General features: G+C 34.1%; 15 protein-coding genes and 1 CRISPR repeat array (1 of these 16 only partly in view). All 15 genes read left to right on the plus strand.

The window, feature by feature from the left end:
• Positions 1-26 precede the first annotated feature (26 nt).
• The 15 genes from ACYQ3X_RS06975 to cas2 (ACYQ3X_RS07045) all read left to right on the plus strand — a co-directional run bounded on the left by ACYQ3X_RS06975 (position 27) and on the right by cas2 (ACYQ3X_RS07045) (position 13,241).
• On the plus strand, positions 27-656 hold the full coding sequence (locus ACYQ3X_RS06975) for a prepilin-type N-terminal cleavage/methylation domain-containing protein (RefSeq protein ID WP_460181085.1): 630 nt from the start codon (positions 27-29) through the stop codon (positions 654-656).
• 146 nt (positions 657-802) lie between these two features.
• Positions 803-2,572 (plus strand): PglL family O-oligosaccharyltransferase, encoded by a 1,770-nt coding sequence (locus ACYQ3X_RS06980; RefSeq protein WP_460181086.1) that lies wholly within the window; start codon positions 803-805, stop codon positions 2,570-2,572.
• 30 nt (positions 2,573-2,602) lie between these two features.
• Complete coding sequence (locus ACYQ3X_RS06985; RefSeq protein WP_460181087.1) at positions 2,603-2,734, plus strand: hypothetical protein; 132 nt, start codon at positions 2,603-2,605, stop codon at positions 2,732-2,734.
• Between the two features lie 4 nt (positions 2,735-2,738).
• On the plus strand, positions 2,739-2,903 hold the full coding sequence (locus ACYQ3X_RS06990) for a hypothetical protein (RefSeq protein WP_460181088.1): 165 nt from the start codon (positions 2,739-2,741) through the stop codon (positions 2,901-2,903).
• Positions 2,904-2,979: 76 nt separating this feature from the next.
• The gene (gene csm6, locus ACYQ3X_RS06995; protein WP_460181089.1) at positions 2,980-4,116 is read left to right on the plus strand and encodes a CRISPR-associated ring nuclease Csm6; all 1,137 of its coding nucleotides are present in this window, start codon (positions 2,980-2,982) and stop codon (positions 4,114-4,116) included.
• A 120-nt stretch (positions 4,117-4,236) separates the two neighbouring features.
• Complete coding sequence (gene cas10 / locus ACYQ3X_RS07000) at positions 4,237-6,804, plus strand: type III-A CRISPR-associated protein Cas10/Csm1 (RefSeq protein WP_460181090.1); 2,568 nt, start codon at positions 4,237-4,239, stop codon at positions 6,802-6,804.
• Entirely contained in the window at positions 6,801-7,226 is a 426-nt protein-coding gene (gene csm2 / locus ACYQ3X_RS07005; protein WP_460181091.1) for a type III-A CRISPR-associated protein Csm2, read from the plus strand. The genes cas10 and csm2 overlap by 4 nt, the downstream gene beginning before the upstream one ends.
• Positions 7,223-7,957, plus strand: a complete 735-nt coding sequence (csm3, locus tag ACYQ3X_RS07010; RefSeq protein WP_460181092.1) for a type III-A CRISPR-associated RAMP protein Csm3 — start codon at positions 7,223-7,225, stop codon at positions 7,955-7,957. Before csm2 ends, csm3 begins: the two co-directional genes overlap by 4 nt.
• A 2-nt stretch (positions 7,958-7,959) precedes the next feature.
• The gene (gene csm4 / locus ACYQ3X_RS07015; protein WP_460181093.1) at positions 7,960-8,883 is read left to right on the plus strand and encodes a type III-A CRISPR-associated RAMP protein Csm4; all 924 of its coding nucleotides are present in this window, start codon (positions 7,960-7,962) and stop codon (positions 8,881-8,883) included.
• Positions 8,876-9,973, plus strand: a complete 1,098-nt coding sequence (gene csm5, locus ACYQ3X_RS07020) for a type III-A CRISPR-associated RAMP protein Csm5 (RefSeq protein ID WP_460181094.1) — start codon at positions 8,876-8,878, stop codon at positions 9,971-9,973. Before csm4 ends, csm5 begins: the two co-directional genes overlap by 8 nt.
• Complete coding sequence (cas6, locus tag ACYQ3X_RS07025) at positions 9,957-10,862, plus strand: CRISPR system precrRNA processing endoribonuclease RAMP protein Cas6 (RefSeq protein ID WP_460181095.1); 906 nt, start codon at positions 9,957-9,959, stop codon at positions 10,860-10,862. Before csm5 ends, cas6 begins: the two co-directional genes overlap by 17 nt.
• A 104-nt stretch (positions 10,863-10,966) precedes the next feature.
• On the plus strand, positions 10,967-11,245 hold the full coding sequence (gene cas2 / locus ACYQ3X_RS07030) for a CRISPR-associated endonuclease Cas2 (protein ID WP_460181096.1): 279 nt from the start codon (positions 10,967-10,969) through the stop codon (positions 11,243-11,245).
• 1 nt (position 11,246) lies between these two features.
• Entirely contained in the window at positions 11,247-12,200 is a 954-nt protein-coding gene (gene cas1 / locus ACYQ3X_RS07035; protein ID WP_460181097.1) for a CRISPR-associated endonuclease Cas1, read from the plus strand.
• Positions 12,175-12,969: a CRISPR-associated endonuclease Cas1 gene (locus ACYQ3X_RS07040; RefSeq protein WP_460181098.1), complete on the plus strand. Its 795-nt coding sequence runs from the start codon at positions 12,175-12,177 to the stop codon at positions 12,967-12,969. The genes cas1 and ACYQ3X_RS07040 overlap by 26 nt, the downstream gene beginning before the upstream one ends.
• On the plus strand, positions 12,966-13,241 hold the full coding sequence (cas2, locus tag ACYQ3X_RS07045) for a CRISPR-associated endonuclease Cas2 (RefSeq protein WP_460181099.1): 276 nt from the start codon (positions 12,966-12,968) through the stop codon (positions 13,239-13,241). The genes ACYQ3X_RS07040 and cas2 (ACYQ3X_RS07045) overlap by 4 nt, the downstream gene beginning before the upstream one ends.
• A 252-nt stretch (positions 13,242-13,493) precedes the next feature.
• Positions 13,494-14,230: direct repeats of the CRISPR family, unit length 36 nt; unit sequence GTTGGAATCGTGACCTCATTTAAAAGGGATTGCGAC; it runs 688 nt beyond the window's last position.

Genomic DNA, 14,230 nt, shown 5'->3' on the forward strand with positions numbered 1-14,230 from the left:
ATTAAAAAAACAAAGGAGGTCAGGTTATGAAGCATTTAAAAAGTAACAGAGGTTTTACCCTTATTGAATTAGCAATTGTTCTTGTAATCATTGGAATCATTCTCGGTGCTGTGCTAAAAGGTCAGGAGCTGATTCAGAATGCAAGACATAAGAAGTTTATCAATGATGCTGGTAGAAAATTTGAAGTTGCAACATGGACATTTTTTGACAGAAATGGAAGATTCCCTGGAGATCCAGACAGAAATGGAGTCATAAATGATGGCTCAGGAACACCTAATGTCTATGCAGACCTTGTTACAAACTCAAAATTGCTCAGTGATAGTGATAATCCAGTAACTCTTGGAGGCTTCAGCTTTTATGTTGGTTTAGGAAATGATGGTACTCCTAAGAGAAATGTTCTTGTAATATGTCCAGTAGGCACTGGTGGTAATTGCAACGACAGCATTACATATGATGAGTTAGAATTCTTTAAATCCTTTGATGCAGCAATTGATGGAACAACTGATGCTGGTTCTGGCGTAGTAAGAGGTGCAACAAGTGCTGATTTTACTTCAGGTACCTGGATAATGGCACCCAGCGGTATACAAAACACTCCTAATACTGACTGGACTTCTACAACTAAAGCACTTGTTTACTACTTTGATAGAAAACCGTAAACAGCAGAGGGAGGCTTAATGCCTCACGGGCATCCCAAAAAAGTCTACGACTTTTTGGGGTGCCCCTAACCTTTTATAAAATGCTTTTAAATAAGCTTTCACCTGAAAAAATCCTGCTTTTTATTCTGAGCTTTATTTTTCTATTTATGATGCATATATTTCTTCCAAATATTGGAGGAGTTATTGCAAAGCAGGTTGAGCAAGGCATTTGGTTCTTTTCAGGAGCAATTGTTTTTATTGCAGCACTTAAGGCAATTGAGAGAAAAGCTCTAAAAGAGTCTCCGCTAAAAATATACATTCTTCTTTTTATTGCTTTATGGATTGGTAGCATAGTTTTCAATCCAATAAGAAATCTTGATTATTTTCTAATAAGCTCAGCATGGCTTTTTGGCGGGTTTATTCTCTGGTTCGCTATGCTTCAATATGAAATCTCAGGAAAGCAGAAGCTTTTTATTATTTTTTTGATATTTTTATCTGCTTTAATTGAATCCATTATAGGAATAATTCAGTTTTTTGGAGTTTACAGATACATTCCTGTTACTCCATCACCTGAGGTAGGAATGGTTGGAGGAGTATTTCAACAAAAGAATCTTTTTGCATCATGGATAGCAACAGGGCTTATTATAAGTCTTTACCTTATTTCAACAGCATGGTTTAGAGGCTTTTCAAAATTTAAAAAAATATTATTTCTTTCAGGAGTCTTTATTTTATCAGTAAGCCTCATCATTGCTCAATCAAGAACAGGACTTCTTGGTGTCACATCTGCAATAACTTTAATGTTTATATTTAGATGGAAAAATTACAGAGCAATAAAAAAGAGCGTTTTTGTCTGGCTGATGATTTTCATTGCAGGGTTTTCAACAGGATTTTTCCTTCTTTCTATTCAAGACCAGCTTGGTATAGAAAAACTTGCATTGAAAAAAATAAAGTGGTTTTCTGATCCTGAGCAGATCTCTTATAAGGAAAGAATTCTCATGTATGAAACATCATTTGAGATGTTTAAGGAAAAACCGATCACTGGGCATGGATTTTCCAACTTCGGTAGTCTTTACATGTATTATCAAGCAAAGGTTAAAAAACTGCATCCTCAGTATTATAAAGCAACTGGAAATCAGTATACCCATCATCCTCACAATGAGCTTTCTTTGATAATAGCTGAAAGCGGAATTATGGGAATTGGAGGATTTTTAATTTTTTTATACGGGTTATTGAAATTCCTGAGTAAAATGGGAAAAAAAGCAGGAGTTTATCTCTCTTTGCTTGCACCTTTTTCAATTCATATGATGCTTGAGTATCCTCTTCATCTTTCAGTTGCTCACTGGTTTGCCTTTATTCTTATTGGAGCAATTGCAACATCTCACTTTTTAAAGAAAACTGAATTCAGAATCAAAAAGCCTTTAAAAGTTTTTCTAATGGCAATAGTTTCACTCTTATTTATTCTATTTTCGGTTTTTATAGTGAAAACCTTTATTGCCTATAATCAGCTTGTTATATGGTACATAGATTACACTGAAGGAAAACAGGCTTCCATTAAAAACCTCACTGCTGCAAAAGAAAATATTTATCTGAGAAACTGGGCTATGCCAATGTATATGTTTTACAGTGCTGAGAATGCATTGAAGGATATTGATAAAAACAAAAAATTTTTGCTTGATTTTTTAGATTGGTCAGAGGCTGAAAAAAGAAGAATTCCCATACCTCAGGTTTTTCAGTATGATGCCCTTGTTTTATTTAATCTTGGTAAACATTTTGATAGGCTTGAATACTTAAATGAAGCAGTAAAATCAACTGAAGAAGGACTCAAGCTGTATCCTGATAATGAGGAACTTAAAAATCTGCGCAAGATTATTTTAGTTGAGGCATTTAAGGAGATATTCAAAAATTTTAAAAATAACCCGAATGAGAAACAATATTGACTTAAGCTTAATAGCATAGTAGTATAGATTATGCCAGAGGTAAAAGAAAAACCAGAAGAAATTATTTATCGTGCTGATCCTTTTACTTTTGTTTTCAGGGAACTTGATCTTCTTCATGCTGAAATAAGAGAGATAAAACTTATAAAGACTATCTTTTTTTAATATTATGCTTCTTGCAGCCATTATTCTTATTTTAATTGGTTACTTTCTTTTATTTTCAGTCCCTTCAGAGGTATCAGTAGAAAGAGTTATGAATCAGGCAATAGCTGGCATGGGATTAAGCATTGCAGGTGCTATTTTTTTAATGATTTACATTTATAGAAAAACCTGAACTTATTATAAAATCCTGCAAAATCTCTTGACTTTTCAACCTCATCTATGTTTTTAATAAATAAATTTTCAGAGCAATGAGTAGATATAAAGAAGTCCTCGTTTGTGTCATAGGCGGAACTCCGCAGATTATTACTGAGACTCTTTATGCTCTTGCCAATAAAGAGCCTCCAGTTTATATTGATGAAATATTCATAATAACAACATCCATCGGCAAAAAACAGATAGAGAATGCGTTGATTAAAAAAGAGATTTTAAAACAGTTTCTTGTGGAATACAATCTTCCTTATATTGAGATCAAGCCTTCGCAGATCATTGTAATAAAGGATAAAAATAATAATGAAATTGACGACATAAGAGATTCTTCGCAGAGTGAAGCAACGGCAGATACAATCATATCTTTAATAAAAGAGCTCACAAATGACAGTTCTATAAGGCTTCATTGCTGTCTTACAGGAGGAAGAAAAACAATGAGTTTTTATCTTGGATCTGCTATGGAGCTCTTTGGACGCCAGCAGGACAGGCTTTATCATGTGCTTGTCTCTCCAGAGTTTGAATCAAATCCTGAGTTTTTCTATAAACCGAAAAAAGAAAAATTTATAAACTGCAGGCTTCCTGATGGAACGGTAAAAGAAATAAGCACAGAGAATGCAAAAATTGAGCTTATGGAACTTCCTTTTGTAAGGCTTTCAGGAAAAATTCAGATTCATGGAGAAAGCTTTAAAGAACTCATAAAAGAAACTCAATCAGAAATTAATCTTGTAGTGTCCCAGCCTGAAATAATCCTTTATATAAAAGAGCGAAAGATAGAGATTGCAGAAGTTTGTTTTAACATGAATCCAGCTTTAATTGCTCTGTATGCCATATTTTTACAACAAAAACTCTCATGCACCAGAGAGAGAGTTTGTGGTAATTGTACTGACTGCTATGTATCTCTTAGTCAGATTACAGAGGAGCCTCTGGTAAAAAGATTTGCTCAGTTTTATTCAGTAGCTTATAAACCTTTAGCAGTTTCAGAAGAAGAAATAGAGGAAAAAATTAGAAGAAAAATAAGTCCATACACTATAAGAAGTTACATAAGCAAAATAAATAATGCAATTTTTCAGGCTTTAAATGATAAAGCAATGCAGTGCAAAATTAACTCTGTCAGACGATATGGTGCAACAACTTATGGTATTGCTGTTGACAAAAGAAAAATAAAAATCATCAAATGAAATATTGCAGCAATATTGTTTTTAAAAAGATTGAAAAAATTTAAGATATAATAAATTTAAACTTTGAAGCTTGAATTTTAAATACCCCTCGTGGTGGGTGCGATAAAGGAGACCAGAACCATGGATACTAAAACCTTAAAAATCGCATTAGCAGGCTTACTTCATGACATTGGAAAATTCATGGAAAGAGCAGGATTGGATATTCCCCGGGAATATATAAATAATAATCAGGCAATATATCAACCAAAAACTCACTCGCGCTATACTCACAAGCATGCTCTCTATACAGCTTACTTTATTGATGAAATGAACAAATACTTTCCTCGCCAATTTATAGAACATTCCTCTCCAGAAGATTCAATAATCAATTTATCTGCAAAACATCATAGACCCGATTCTGCTCTACAACTAATAATTCAGGAAGCTGACCGCATAAGCAGTGGCATTGAAAGGAGAGAGTTTGAAGAAAAGGAAGAAAGCCTGAGAAAAGCAAAGGAAATTCCTTTACTCTCAATATTTGAGGACATTTCTATCAGTGAAAACTGGAAAGAAAATAAACCTGAAGAATTTCGTTTTTCCTATCCTGTAAAAGAAATTTCTCCCATAAACATTTTTCCAATAGAAAAGCAGAGTTCTACAGAGCAAATTTATTCTGAGTTATATCAGAAATTTGTTAGAGTTTTTAAAAATCTCCCTCATAAAGATTCTCCCAGACTCTGGATGGAACATCTTGACTCTGCACTTTTTGTTTTCACCACATTAATCCCTTCAGCCACACTAAAAGAGGCTTATGGCAGGTTTGAAGAGATTATCTCAGACATCTCTCTTTATGATCATGGAAGACTTACTTCTGCTATAGCAGTTGCTCTGTATCTTTATCATCTGTCAACAAATTCAATGGATAAAAACTCAATACAGGCAAGAGATACAAAGAAATTTCTTTTGATTGAGGGAAATTTCTATGGAATTCAGGATTTTATATTTTCAGAAGGTGGCTCTACTGCTAAACATGCAGCAAAACTACTTAGAGGAAGATCTTTTTATGTATCCCTATTAAGTGAGCTTTCTGCAGATATTATCCTTGACAAACTCAACTTACCTTTTACATCCGTTGTTACAAATGCAGCAGGAAAATTCAAAATTTTAGCTCCCAACACCGAAAAACACATTAATGAAATTAAAAATGCAGAAGATGAGATAAATAACTGGCTTGTAAAAAACTTTTATGGAGAGGTAAGCATTGGTTTCAGCTGGATTGAAGCATCACCAGATGACTTTATTTGCAGCGGAGACAGTCTTAGCAGACTTTTAAGAGCTATAGGAAGAGCTTCTGAGGAAAGAAAATTCAGGAAAATAGATCTTAATCAATATGGAGGCACTAAATCTACTGCAGGATATCTTGATACATTTTCCCATGCTGGAGTATGTCCCCTTTGCAATCGGAGAGCAGCAAAGCTTGAGAATCAAATGAAAGAAGACTACCTTTGTGATATTTGTTACGACCATATAAAAATAGGAGAGAATCTCGTTAAAAAAGACCTTCTTGTTGTAGCAACAGCTGATGCAGAACTTCATGAAAAACTCAGAATGCCAGTTTTTGATAAATATCAGGTAAGTTTTGTCACAGGAAAACTCTCAGAACTTGTAAAACAAGACAAAATAATTCATTACTGGAACATTAATTCTCTGTGGAAAAATGAAAATATTCTTGATAATTTTGCTTCAGTTAAACTTATAAACAGCTATGTTCCGAAATTTACACCAGAGTATGAAAAAGAGATTGAAAAAATAACTTATAGTGAATCAGATAAAGATGAAACCATTGAAGCTGTTAAAGAAGGAACAATTCTTAGTTTTCATCACATTGCAAGGCTTGCACTACAAAAAACAGAACAGGGATTTACAGGAATAGACGCTCTGGGAGTTTTTAAGGCAGATGTTGATAATCTTGGAACCATATTTGTAAGAGGATTAAGACCAGAGAAGAGAACTTTTTCAAGATATGCAACACTTTCACGACAGCTTAACCTATTTTTTACACTTTATCTATCATACATCTGTAAAACAGAATTTAAAAACATTTATACAATTTTTGCAGGAGGAGACGACCTCTTTCTCATTGCTCCATGGAATGAAATAATTAAATTTTCAAGGAAACTTTCAGAGGATTTTTACAAATATTGCTGTAACAACAGTGAAATTACTCTCTCAGCAGGAGTGTATATCACTCAACCTGATACACCTGTGCTTAGAATGGCTGAGGCTTCAGAGAAAGCATTGGAAAACGCCAAAATTAGAGGAAAAAACCGAATAACAATATTTGGTTGTCCTATTGAATGGAGCAGTATAGAAGAATTGGAAGAAATTAGAAAAGAATTGGAAAGCTGGCTTAATGAAGAGATCATAACCAGTTCATTTCTATATAAATTGAATGAGCTTAGAGAGCTTGCAGAAGAGGAAAAAGAGATATTAAAAAGACAATTACTCCATGAAAGACTTAATCCTCTTACATGGAGAGCTAAACTTCATTACTTTGCCATAAGAAACATTGCAAAGGGAACAAACAAAGAGGAGAGAATTAAAACTGCAGAGAAAATCTTATCAAAACTCGTAAGCTGGATAGAAACATACAGGGAATCTTTCAGGATTCCTTTATGGCAAACAATTTACATGAGGAGGAAAGCATGAACAGCAAATTACCAGAAATCAAATTCTGGAAAGATGAAGCTAAAGGCATTGTTAATCCAGAACTATTCTCAGAAGTAGCGAATAAATGGGCGGAGCAAATTAAAACTTCGGGTAAAAACAACAGAGACAGAAACAAAATTTCTCAGCTAAGAAAGTTTTATGATGAAGTTTTATTATTTCATGGAAGAGTAAAAAGCGAGGAAGAATTCCAGAAAATGCTTCCTTACATTAAAATTCTCAATGCCAAAGCTTATTATGCTGAAGGTAGAAGACTCATCACAAAGGATTTCAGGGAGTTTATACAAAAAAGCTTAAGTCAGATTAATAACAAAAAAGACTTTGATGTTTTTGTAAAATTTTTTGAAGCATTCATGGGTTTTTACAAATACTACGATGAAATGATGAAAGGAGGAGTTCAATGAAGCTCAGAGAGATTAAAACAATAAAAGGCAAAATAATTCTTAAAACAGGACTGCATATTGGTTCTGGCAACATGGAAATGCAAATAGGTGGCACAGACAATCCAGTGATAAAACACCCCCATACACATGAGCCCTATATTCCTGGCTCATCATTAAAAGGCAAAATGAGAAGTCTTCTTGAATACTACTACGGGATTGTTGCAGAATCAGCAAAGTCTGAGGATTTTAAAAAATCAGGTGGTCTTGCCACCTGCGAACTTTATAAGAAAGTAGATAGCGATGTTAAGGAGCACATAAAAAACATACTCAAAGTATTTGGTTCAGGTGCAGGAGAAACTGATGAAGAATTACTTGTAGAGCTTGGACCAACCAGAGTCTCTTTCAGTGACTGTAGCCTAAGCGAAGACTTTAAAAAAGAAGCTGAGGAGAAACAGTACAGTTACATAGAAGTTAAATCAGAAAACAGAATAAATCGCATTACAGGAACAGCAGAGCATCCAAGATTTATTGAAAGAGTTCCAGCGGGTACGAGATTTGATTTTGAGGTTTATTTCAAAATTCTTGACGATGAAGATGAAAAGCTTTTTGAGCAGTATTTGCTTACTGGACTCAAACTTCTTGAGATGGACTCCATTGGAGGTTCAGGAAGTCGTGGATATGGAAAAATTGAGTTTCAGTTTGACGATAAACAATTAAGAGAAAAAATCAACTCTTTAAAGCTCTGGGGGTAACTTTGAAAACTTACATTTTTAAGATAAAACCTCTCACTGGTTTTGGAAGTTTGATTAAAGGAGACAGTCTCTTTGGACATCTATGCTGGCAGGCTCTTTATGATCCTCAACTTTTTGGGAAATCTCTTGAGGAGCTTCTCAAAGACTATGACGAAAATCCATTTATAATTGTCTCCTCTGCATTCCCTGTTATTGACGAAAAAATCTATCTAAAACGTCCGTCATTGCCTTTGTATAGGCTTTTTAAAATTGCAGAGGAAGAATTTGTACAAAAAAGAAAGGAATTAAAAAGCAGAAACTACTTTGCCTTTGAAATACCTCTTAAGCCACTTAATGAGATTAACTATGAAAAAATAAACTTCATTGAAGAAGATACTCAGACAAGATGCACAATAAATAGAATCAGTGGAACAACAGGCGAACCTCCATTTACTCCATATACAATTGACAAAATTTATTTCACCTGTGAACTTGCAATATTTGCAGGAATAAGAGAAGATATAAATATTGATTCCTTCAAAGAAGCTCTGTCAAGAGTTGGAAAATATGGATATGGTAAAGATGCAACTGTTGGATATGGCAAATTTGAAGTAGGAGATGTAAGAGAAATACAGCTTTCAAAAACTTCTAATAACTGCAATGCCCTGTATACCCTTTCTCCTTCAGTCCCTAAAAAAGAACAAATAAAAGATATTTACTTTACCCCTTTTATACGGTTTGGAAGACATGGTAGTATTTTTGCAAAGTCAAAAAATCCATTCAAAAATCCTGTTATATTTGCCGATGAAGCAGCAGTAATAATTCCCGGCCAATATAATCAGAAGCCTTATATTGGTATGAGTGTGAAAAATCTTTCAAAGGCAGTCCCTGAAACAGTAACACAGGGATACTCATTGGTTTTACCTGTGGAGGTGCAAAGTGTATGAAGTAAAACTCCATCTTTTAAGTCCCGTTCATATTGGCTGTGATGAAAGTTACAAACCTACAGAGTTTGTAATAGATGTAGACTCCAGCACGATGATTCACTTTAATCTATGGCAATTCATAGAAAGCCTTAATGATAAAGAATCGCAGGAACTAAAAAAGATATCTGAAAAGCCTTCAGCTACAGCTCTTATTGAATTATACAGATTTTATACAAATTGTAAAGGAAAAATAAAGGGCAGAGTTATTCCAGTTCCAAAGCAATTAGCTGAAAGATACAGAGAGGTAAAACAATTAAGAGATGAAAGAGAGATTTTAAGGAATTTCAATGAATTTGATATTCCAAGAACTTTTTACAATCCCCATACACAAACCCCTCTAATTCCTGGAAGTTCTTTAAAGGGTTCTCTGAGAACTGGTTATCTTGAAGGATTACTTAAAGAATCCCAGGACAAAGACAATTTCAGAGAAACTGCTGATCCCAAAAAACCGGAAGAACTGGAAGAAAAACTTCTTAAAGGGAAAATGTCCACAGATCCTTTCAGGCTTTTGAAAATTTCAGATTTTGAACCTGTAAATGATGTCAAGACAGAGATTATCTATCAGATAAATGTAAATAAGCTTAGAAACAACATTCGTTCAACACTTTCAATTCCTCTGGAAGTTATCCCAGAGGGAAGTATTTTCAGAGGCACTGTAAGATTAGACAGCCCAGTAGAGAACTCTGGCATAAGAGAGCCTCTTGAGTTTCATAATCTCCTTCTTAAAGTGCATGCTCATTATGCTGGTATATTTAACCGTGAAATTGATTTGCGAAAGGATAAAGGCTTTAGAATGCCTACTTTAACGCAATTTAAAGAAGCACTTAAAACCAGATACTTTATAATTCGTATAGGGAAACACTCTGGTGCAGAGGCTGTTACAATAGAAAACGTAAGAAAGATTAGAATAAGAACTGCAAAAGGTTGGGAATACAGTTCAAAAGCAACCACTATCTGGCTTGCCAGTGCTGATAAAAGACCAACAAATCTCAGTCAAACAATACCATTTGGGTGGGTTATGCTTGAGGTTGTAAATGCAGATAAACTATAAAGTTCTTGATTTTACCATAAAAGCTGAAACTGAGATAAAACTACCAGATTTCAAAGGCTCTGCTTTCAGAGGAGGCTTTGGGAATGTGTTCAGACAGATTACATGCGTTCTTAAAAGATATAACTGCGTAGAATGTCCTCTCAAGGCAAAATGCATCTATGCCTATGTATTTGAAACCGTATCTGATGGAACAGCTGATTTTTTTAACATGCATAAATACGAGAAAGTTCCTCATCCTTTTGTTTTTGAACCTCCATTAAATAGAAAAAAAATATTTCAGACAGAAGAAGAGCTTAACTTCAGGGTAATACTCATTGGAAATGCCATACAGTATGCTCCATATTTTGCTTTTACATTTAAAGAACTCGGCAACTTAGGCATTGGCAAAAATATGGGTAAATTCAGCATTTCAAAAATTTTATCAACCAATGAGAAAACAATATCGCTGCAACCTCAAGAAATGTCTAAAAGAAGTTTTACAAAGTTATCTTTAAATATCCTTACTCCTATCAGAATAAAGTATGAGCGAACACTTGTACAGAGACTTGATTTTCACATTCTTATTCGTTCACTTATAAGAAGACTTACTCTACTTTATTACTTTCACTGTGGAAAGCAGCCACCTCAACTTGATGTAAAATCACTTATTGAAAAAGCAAAAAAAGTAAAAATTTTAAACGACAATACCCGCTGGTATGATTGGGAAAGATACTCATCAAGGCAAAATACAAGAATGAAACTTGGTGGAGTCATTGGTGAGATTACCTATGAAGGAGAGATCATTCCCTTTATGCCCTTTGTTAAAGCTGGTGAAATTCTTCATGTAGGCAAAGGAACAAGCTTTGGATTGGGCAAGTATGAAATAGTTGATAGCAGCCTATTTCAATAACTTGTGAGTTTTTCCACAGTCTTACAAAATTAAATCCGAAAAAGAAATATTGCTGAAATATTGTTTTCAAACAAATTTTCCCAGTGCAGCTTTTAAAATTAATTATGAGGGTTCTTTTTATAATAGCCTATGATATAACTGATGAGCGAAGGCTGGCACAGGTAAGATATTTCTTGAAAGGTTATAGTACTGGTGGTCAACGATCTGTTTATGAATGTTTCTTACTGCCTGAAGAGGTTAGATTCATTATAAGTAAACTTAAAAGATTAATAAATCCATATGAAGACAGAGTTCATATATTCAGGATTGATGGACACTGCATAGTACATACACTTGGAAGAGCAGTCTTACCCAAAAATCCATCTTACTTTTACATAGGTTAAAATGGGCACAGTTTTCATAGATAGAAAAGATATTTATTTAAAAACTGATGGAAACTCAATTGATTTTTACTCAAAAGGCAAAAAACAAGGCAGTCTTCCTATTTCTCCACTTAAAAGAGTTGTAATAATCGGAAATATTAAACTTCAGACAAGTGTAATTCATAAATTAATAAAAAATGATGTCACAGTGGTTTTCTTTACTGGCAAACTTAAATACACTGGCATAATTTACGGACCTATGCATAATAATGGACATTTAAGAGTAAAACAGTATGAAAAATCAATCAATCCATCTGCTCTTCAGTTAGCAAAAGAAATTGTAGCGAGAAAAATCCATAGTCAGATTGAATTTTTAAAAGACTTTGTATATATTAAACCTATTCTTTCAATGAACTCTCAAGAAATTAAAGAGAAGTTATTGAATAAAATTGAAACACTAAAAACTGTATCATCCATGGACTCATTAAGAGGAATTGAAGGCACTGCTCAGGCATTGTATTTTTCCATATACACAAAACTATATCCTGATTCATACGGCTTTAACAAAAGAACCCGCAGACCTCCACAAGACCCTGTAAATGCTATGCTTAGTTTTTGCTATACTTTGCTTCATTATGAAACAGTAAGAGAGATTCAATTTATAGGGCTTGACCCAACAATTGGTTTTTATCATCAGTTTGAATATGGGCGTGAATCTCTTGCCTGTGACATTGTAGAAATGTTCAGAGTGGATGTTGACAGATTCGTATATGAACTTTTCAAAGAAAGGCATATTACTGTGCGAGATTTCATGAAGGATATAACTCAGGGTGGAGTTTATCTAAAAAAATCAGGAAGGAAAAAATTTTATCCTCTTTATGAACAATGGGCACAGCCAATAAGGCAAAAATTAAGAGACTCTGTAAGAGAGCTGGCAAAGAGGATAATCAATGAAAAAGACATTGTATTTGATTGAACAAGGAAATAGAATAAATTTACATGCTGATGGTCCTTCATTTTTAATAACTTCCCGAAATAAGGCAGCACGAAGAATTCCTGTAAGTGCAATTGATAAAGTTGTAATAATCGGAAATATAAGAATTGATGCTGATTCAATTACTCTTTGTGCTGACAATAACATTCCAGTGCTATTTATTTCACAGAGAAACACAGAAAAAGCATTTATTTTACCTTACAATCATAAACTCCCCAGACATTACAAAGAGCAGAGAATAATTATTCAATCAGAAGATACTCAGAGGCGATACAAAAATTGGATTCAAACAAGAAGAGCCATGATGCAGATAGAGATTTTCAAAGAAATATTTAAAAAATACAGTCTTCCCAATGAAATTGGCGAGGGAAATTATCAGTTTATTATCAATAAAATTAGCCAGAGCTATTCTTCCTGGAGCATGATAAAAGACATAATTGAAAACTTTATTAGAGCAATAATTTTAGGAAGAATTCTACATGCAGGGTTAGATCCTCATTTTGGAATAATCAACAAAAGATTTAATTTTGGTTTATTACTTGATTTTTCCTTAATTTTTGAGCCAGAGGCTGATTTCCAGACAATAAAATTTTTTCAATCCCACAAAGTAGAGATTGAAAATTTTGAGCTTTCAGAAAACAACATAAAAAGCATTATTGACAGATTTGAATCAAGAAGGCAGAGAATATCTCAGCAGGTTGAAACTGTTATTGATGAACTTTTTGAAATCATAAAAGATTTAAGAAAATGAAAGTACCATATCTTGTCTGTTATGACATTGCCGATGAAAAAAGACTTGCCAGAATATACAGATTCATGAAAGGAAAAGGACTTCATCTGCAATATTCTGTTTTTTATTGTGTTCTTACTCCGCAACAACTTAAAAGTTTAAAAAATGAAATAAGAAAACTTATTAATCCACGCTATGATGATGTGAGGATTTATCCACTTTCTAAGGATTCTTGTGTAGCAGTTTTGGGCTGTGGAGCCAGAATTCCCGAAGGAGTAGAAGTTTTTATATAATTTATGGAATTCATTCTAAGCCCTTTAGCTACGCTCAGGTTAAACTTCACGAAATGTTTGATAGTTCTATCGGCAATGTCAGGAATGGATTTAAGGTTGACTTTTTTACTCATTATTTGATTTAATTTTAAAAATTAGGATCTTTGACAAGTCAGTAATTAAGATTAAAGATCGGTGATGAAAATTTATTAAAAAATCTGCACAATCTTGCTTATAACTTATTGAAAAACAAGAGAAAAACTAATGGAGTCCGTAGGAATCGTGACCTCATTTAAAAGGGATTGCGACAGAATAGCGTATTCTTCTTTATTTTCTATGAAGTTTGTAGGAATCGTGACCTCATTTAAAAGGGATTGCGACCTTTTCTTGAAACATACATATTTCTAACCACACCCGTAGGAATCGTGACCTCATTTAAAAGGGATTGCGACTTAAAAGAACCACAACATTCTATATCTATGCCTTTATGTAGGAATCGTGACCTCATTTAAAAGGGATTGCGACCCACTATATTGCCATAGGCATCCATAGCTATGGCATTGTTGGAATCGTGACCTCATTTAAAAGGGATTGCGACCTTCTTCCATTTTTTAATCTTTCCCATCCTAAATTGTTGGAATCGTGACCTCATTTAAAAGGGATTGCGACCCGCCTGACCTTCTTCATCTTGTAACAAAATTTGGTTGGAATCGTGACCTCATTTAAAAGGGATTACGACACTTTTCCGTATTTTTCCGTATCCACTATCATCTGAGCAAGGTTGGAATCGTGACCTCATTTAAAAGGGATTGCGACATCCGGTGAAAGCTTTGTATTAATTACTAATGCAGGAAGTTGGAATCGTGACCTCATTTAAAAGGGATTGCGACACTGTCGCCTCGGCAGCTTTGCCGAAGACAATAGTGTGTTGGAATCGTGACCTCATTTAAAAGGGATTGCGACAGGGTGGTGCTCCACTGGGCCTGCAGGGATATCTTTGTTGGAATCGT

The organism is Thermodesulfovibrio sp. TK110 (assembly GCF_054658355.1).

Bases quoted from the DNA above. Each gene is read 5' to 3' on its own strand.
- csm2 (WP_460181091.1), top strand. From the start codon at position 6,801: ATGAACAGCAAATTACCAGAAATCAAATTCTGGAAAGATGAAGCTAAA.
- cas10 (WP_460181090.1), top strand. From the start codon at position 4,237: ATGGATACTAAAACCTTAAAAATCGCATTAGCAGGCTTACTTCATGAC.
- csm3 (WP_460181092.1), top strand. From the start codon at position 7,223: ATGAAGCTCAGAGAGATTAAAACAATAAAAGGCAAAATAATTCTTAAA.
- cas1 (WP_460181097.1), top strand. From the start codon at position 11,247: ATGGGCACAGTTTTCATAGATAGAAAAGATATTTATTTAAAAACTGAT.
- ACYQ3X_RS06980 (WP_460181086.1), top strand. From the start codon at position 803: ATGATGCATATATTTCTTCCAAATATTGGAGGAGTTATTGCAAAGCAG.
- ACYQ3X_RS07040 (WP_460181098.1), top strand. From the start codon at position 12,175: ATGAAAAAGACATTGTATTTGATTGAACAAGGAAATAGAATAAATTTA.
- csm6 (WP_460181089.1), top strand. From the start codon at position 2,980: ATGAGTAGATATAAAGAAGTCCTCGTTTGTGTCATAGGCGGAACTCCG.
- ACYQ3X_RS06975 (WP_460181085.1), top strand. From the start codon at position 27: ATGAAGCATTTAAAAAGTAACAGAGGTTTTACCCTTATTGAATTAGCA.
- ACYQ3X_RS06985 (WP_460181087.1), top strand. From the start codon at position 2,603: ATGCCAGAGGTAAAAGAAAAACCAGAAGAAATTATTTATCGTGCTGAT.
- cas2 (WP_460181099.1), top strand. From the start codon at position 12,966: ATGAAAGTACCATATCTTGTCTGTTATGACATTGCCGATGAAAAAAGA.
- cas2 (WP_460181096.1), top strand. From the start codon at position 10,967: ATGAGGGTTCTTTTTATAATAGCCTATGATATAACTGATGAGCGAAGG.
- ACYQ3X_RS06990 (WP_460181088.1), top strand. From the start codon at position 2,739: ATGCTTCTTGCAGCCATTATTCTTATTTTAATTGGTTACTTTCTTTTA.
- cas6 (WP_460181095.1), top strand. From the start codon at position 9,957: ATGCAGATAAACTATAAAGTTCTTGATTTTACCATAAAAGCTGAAACT.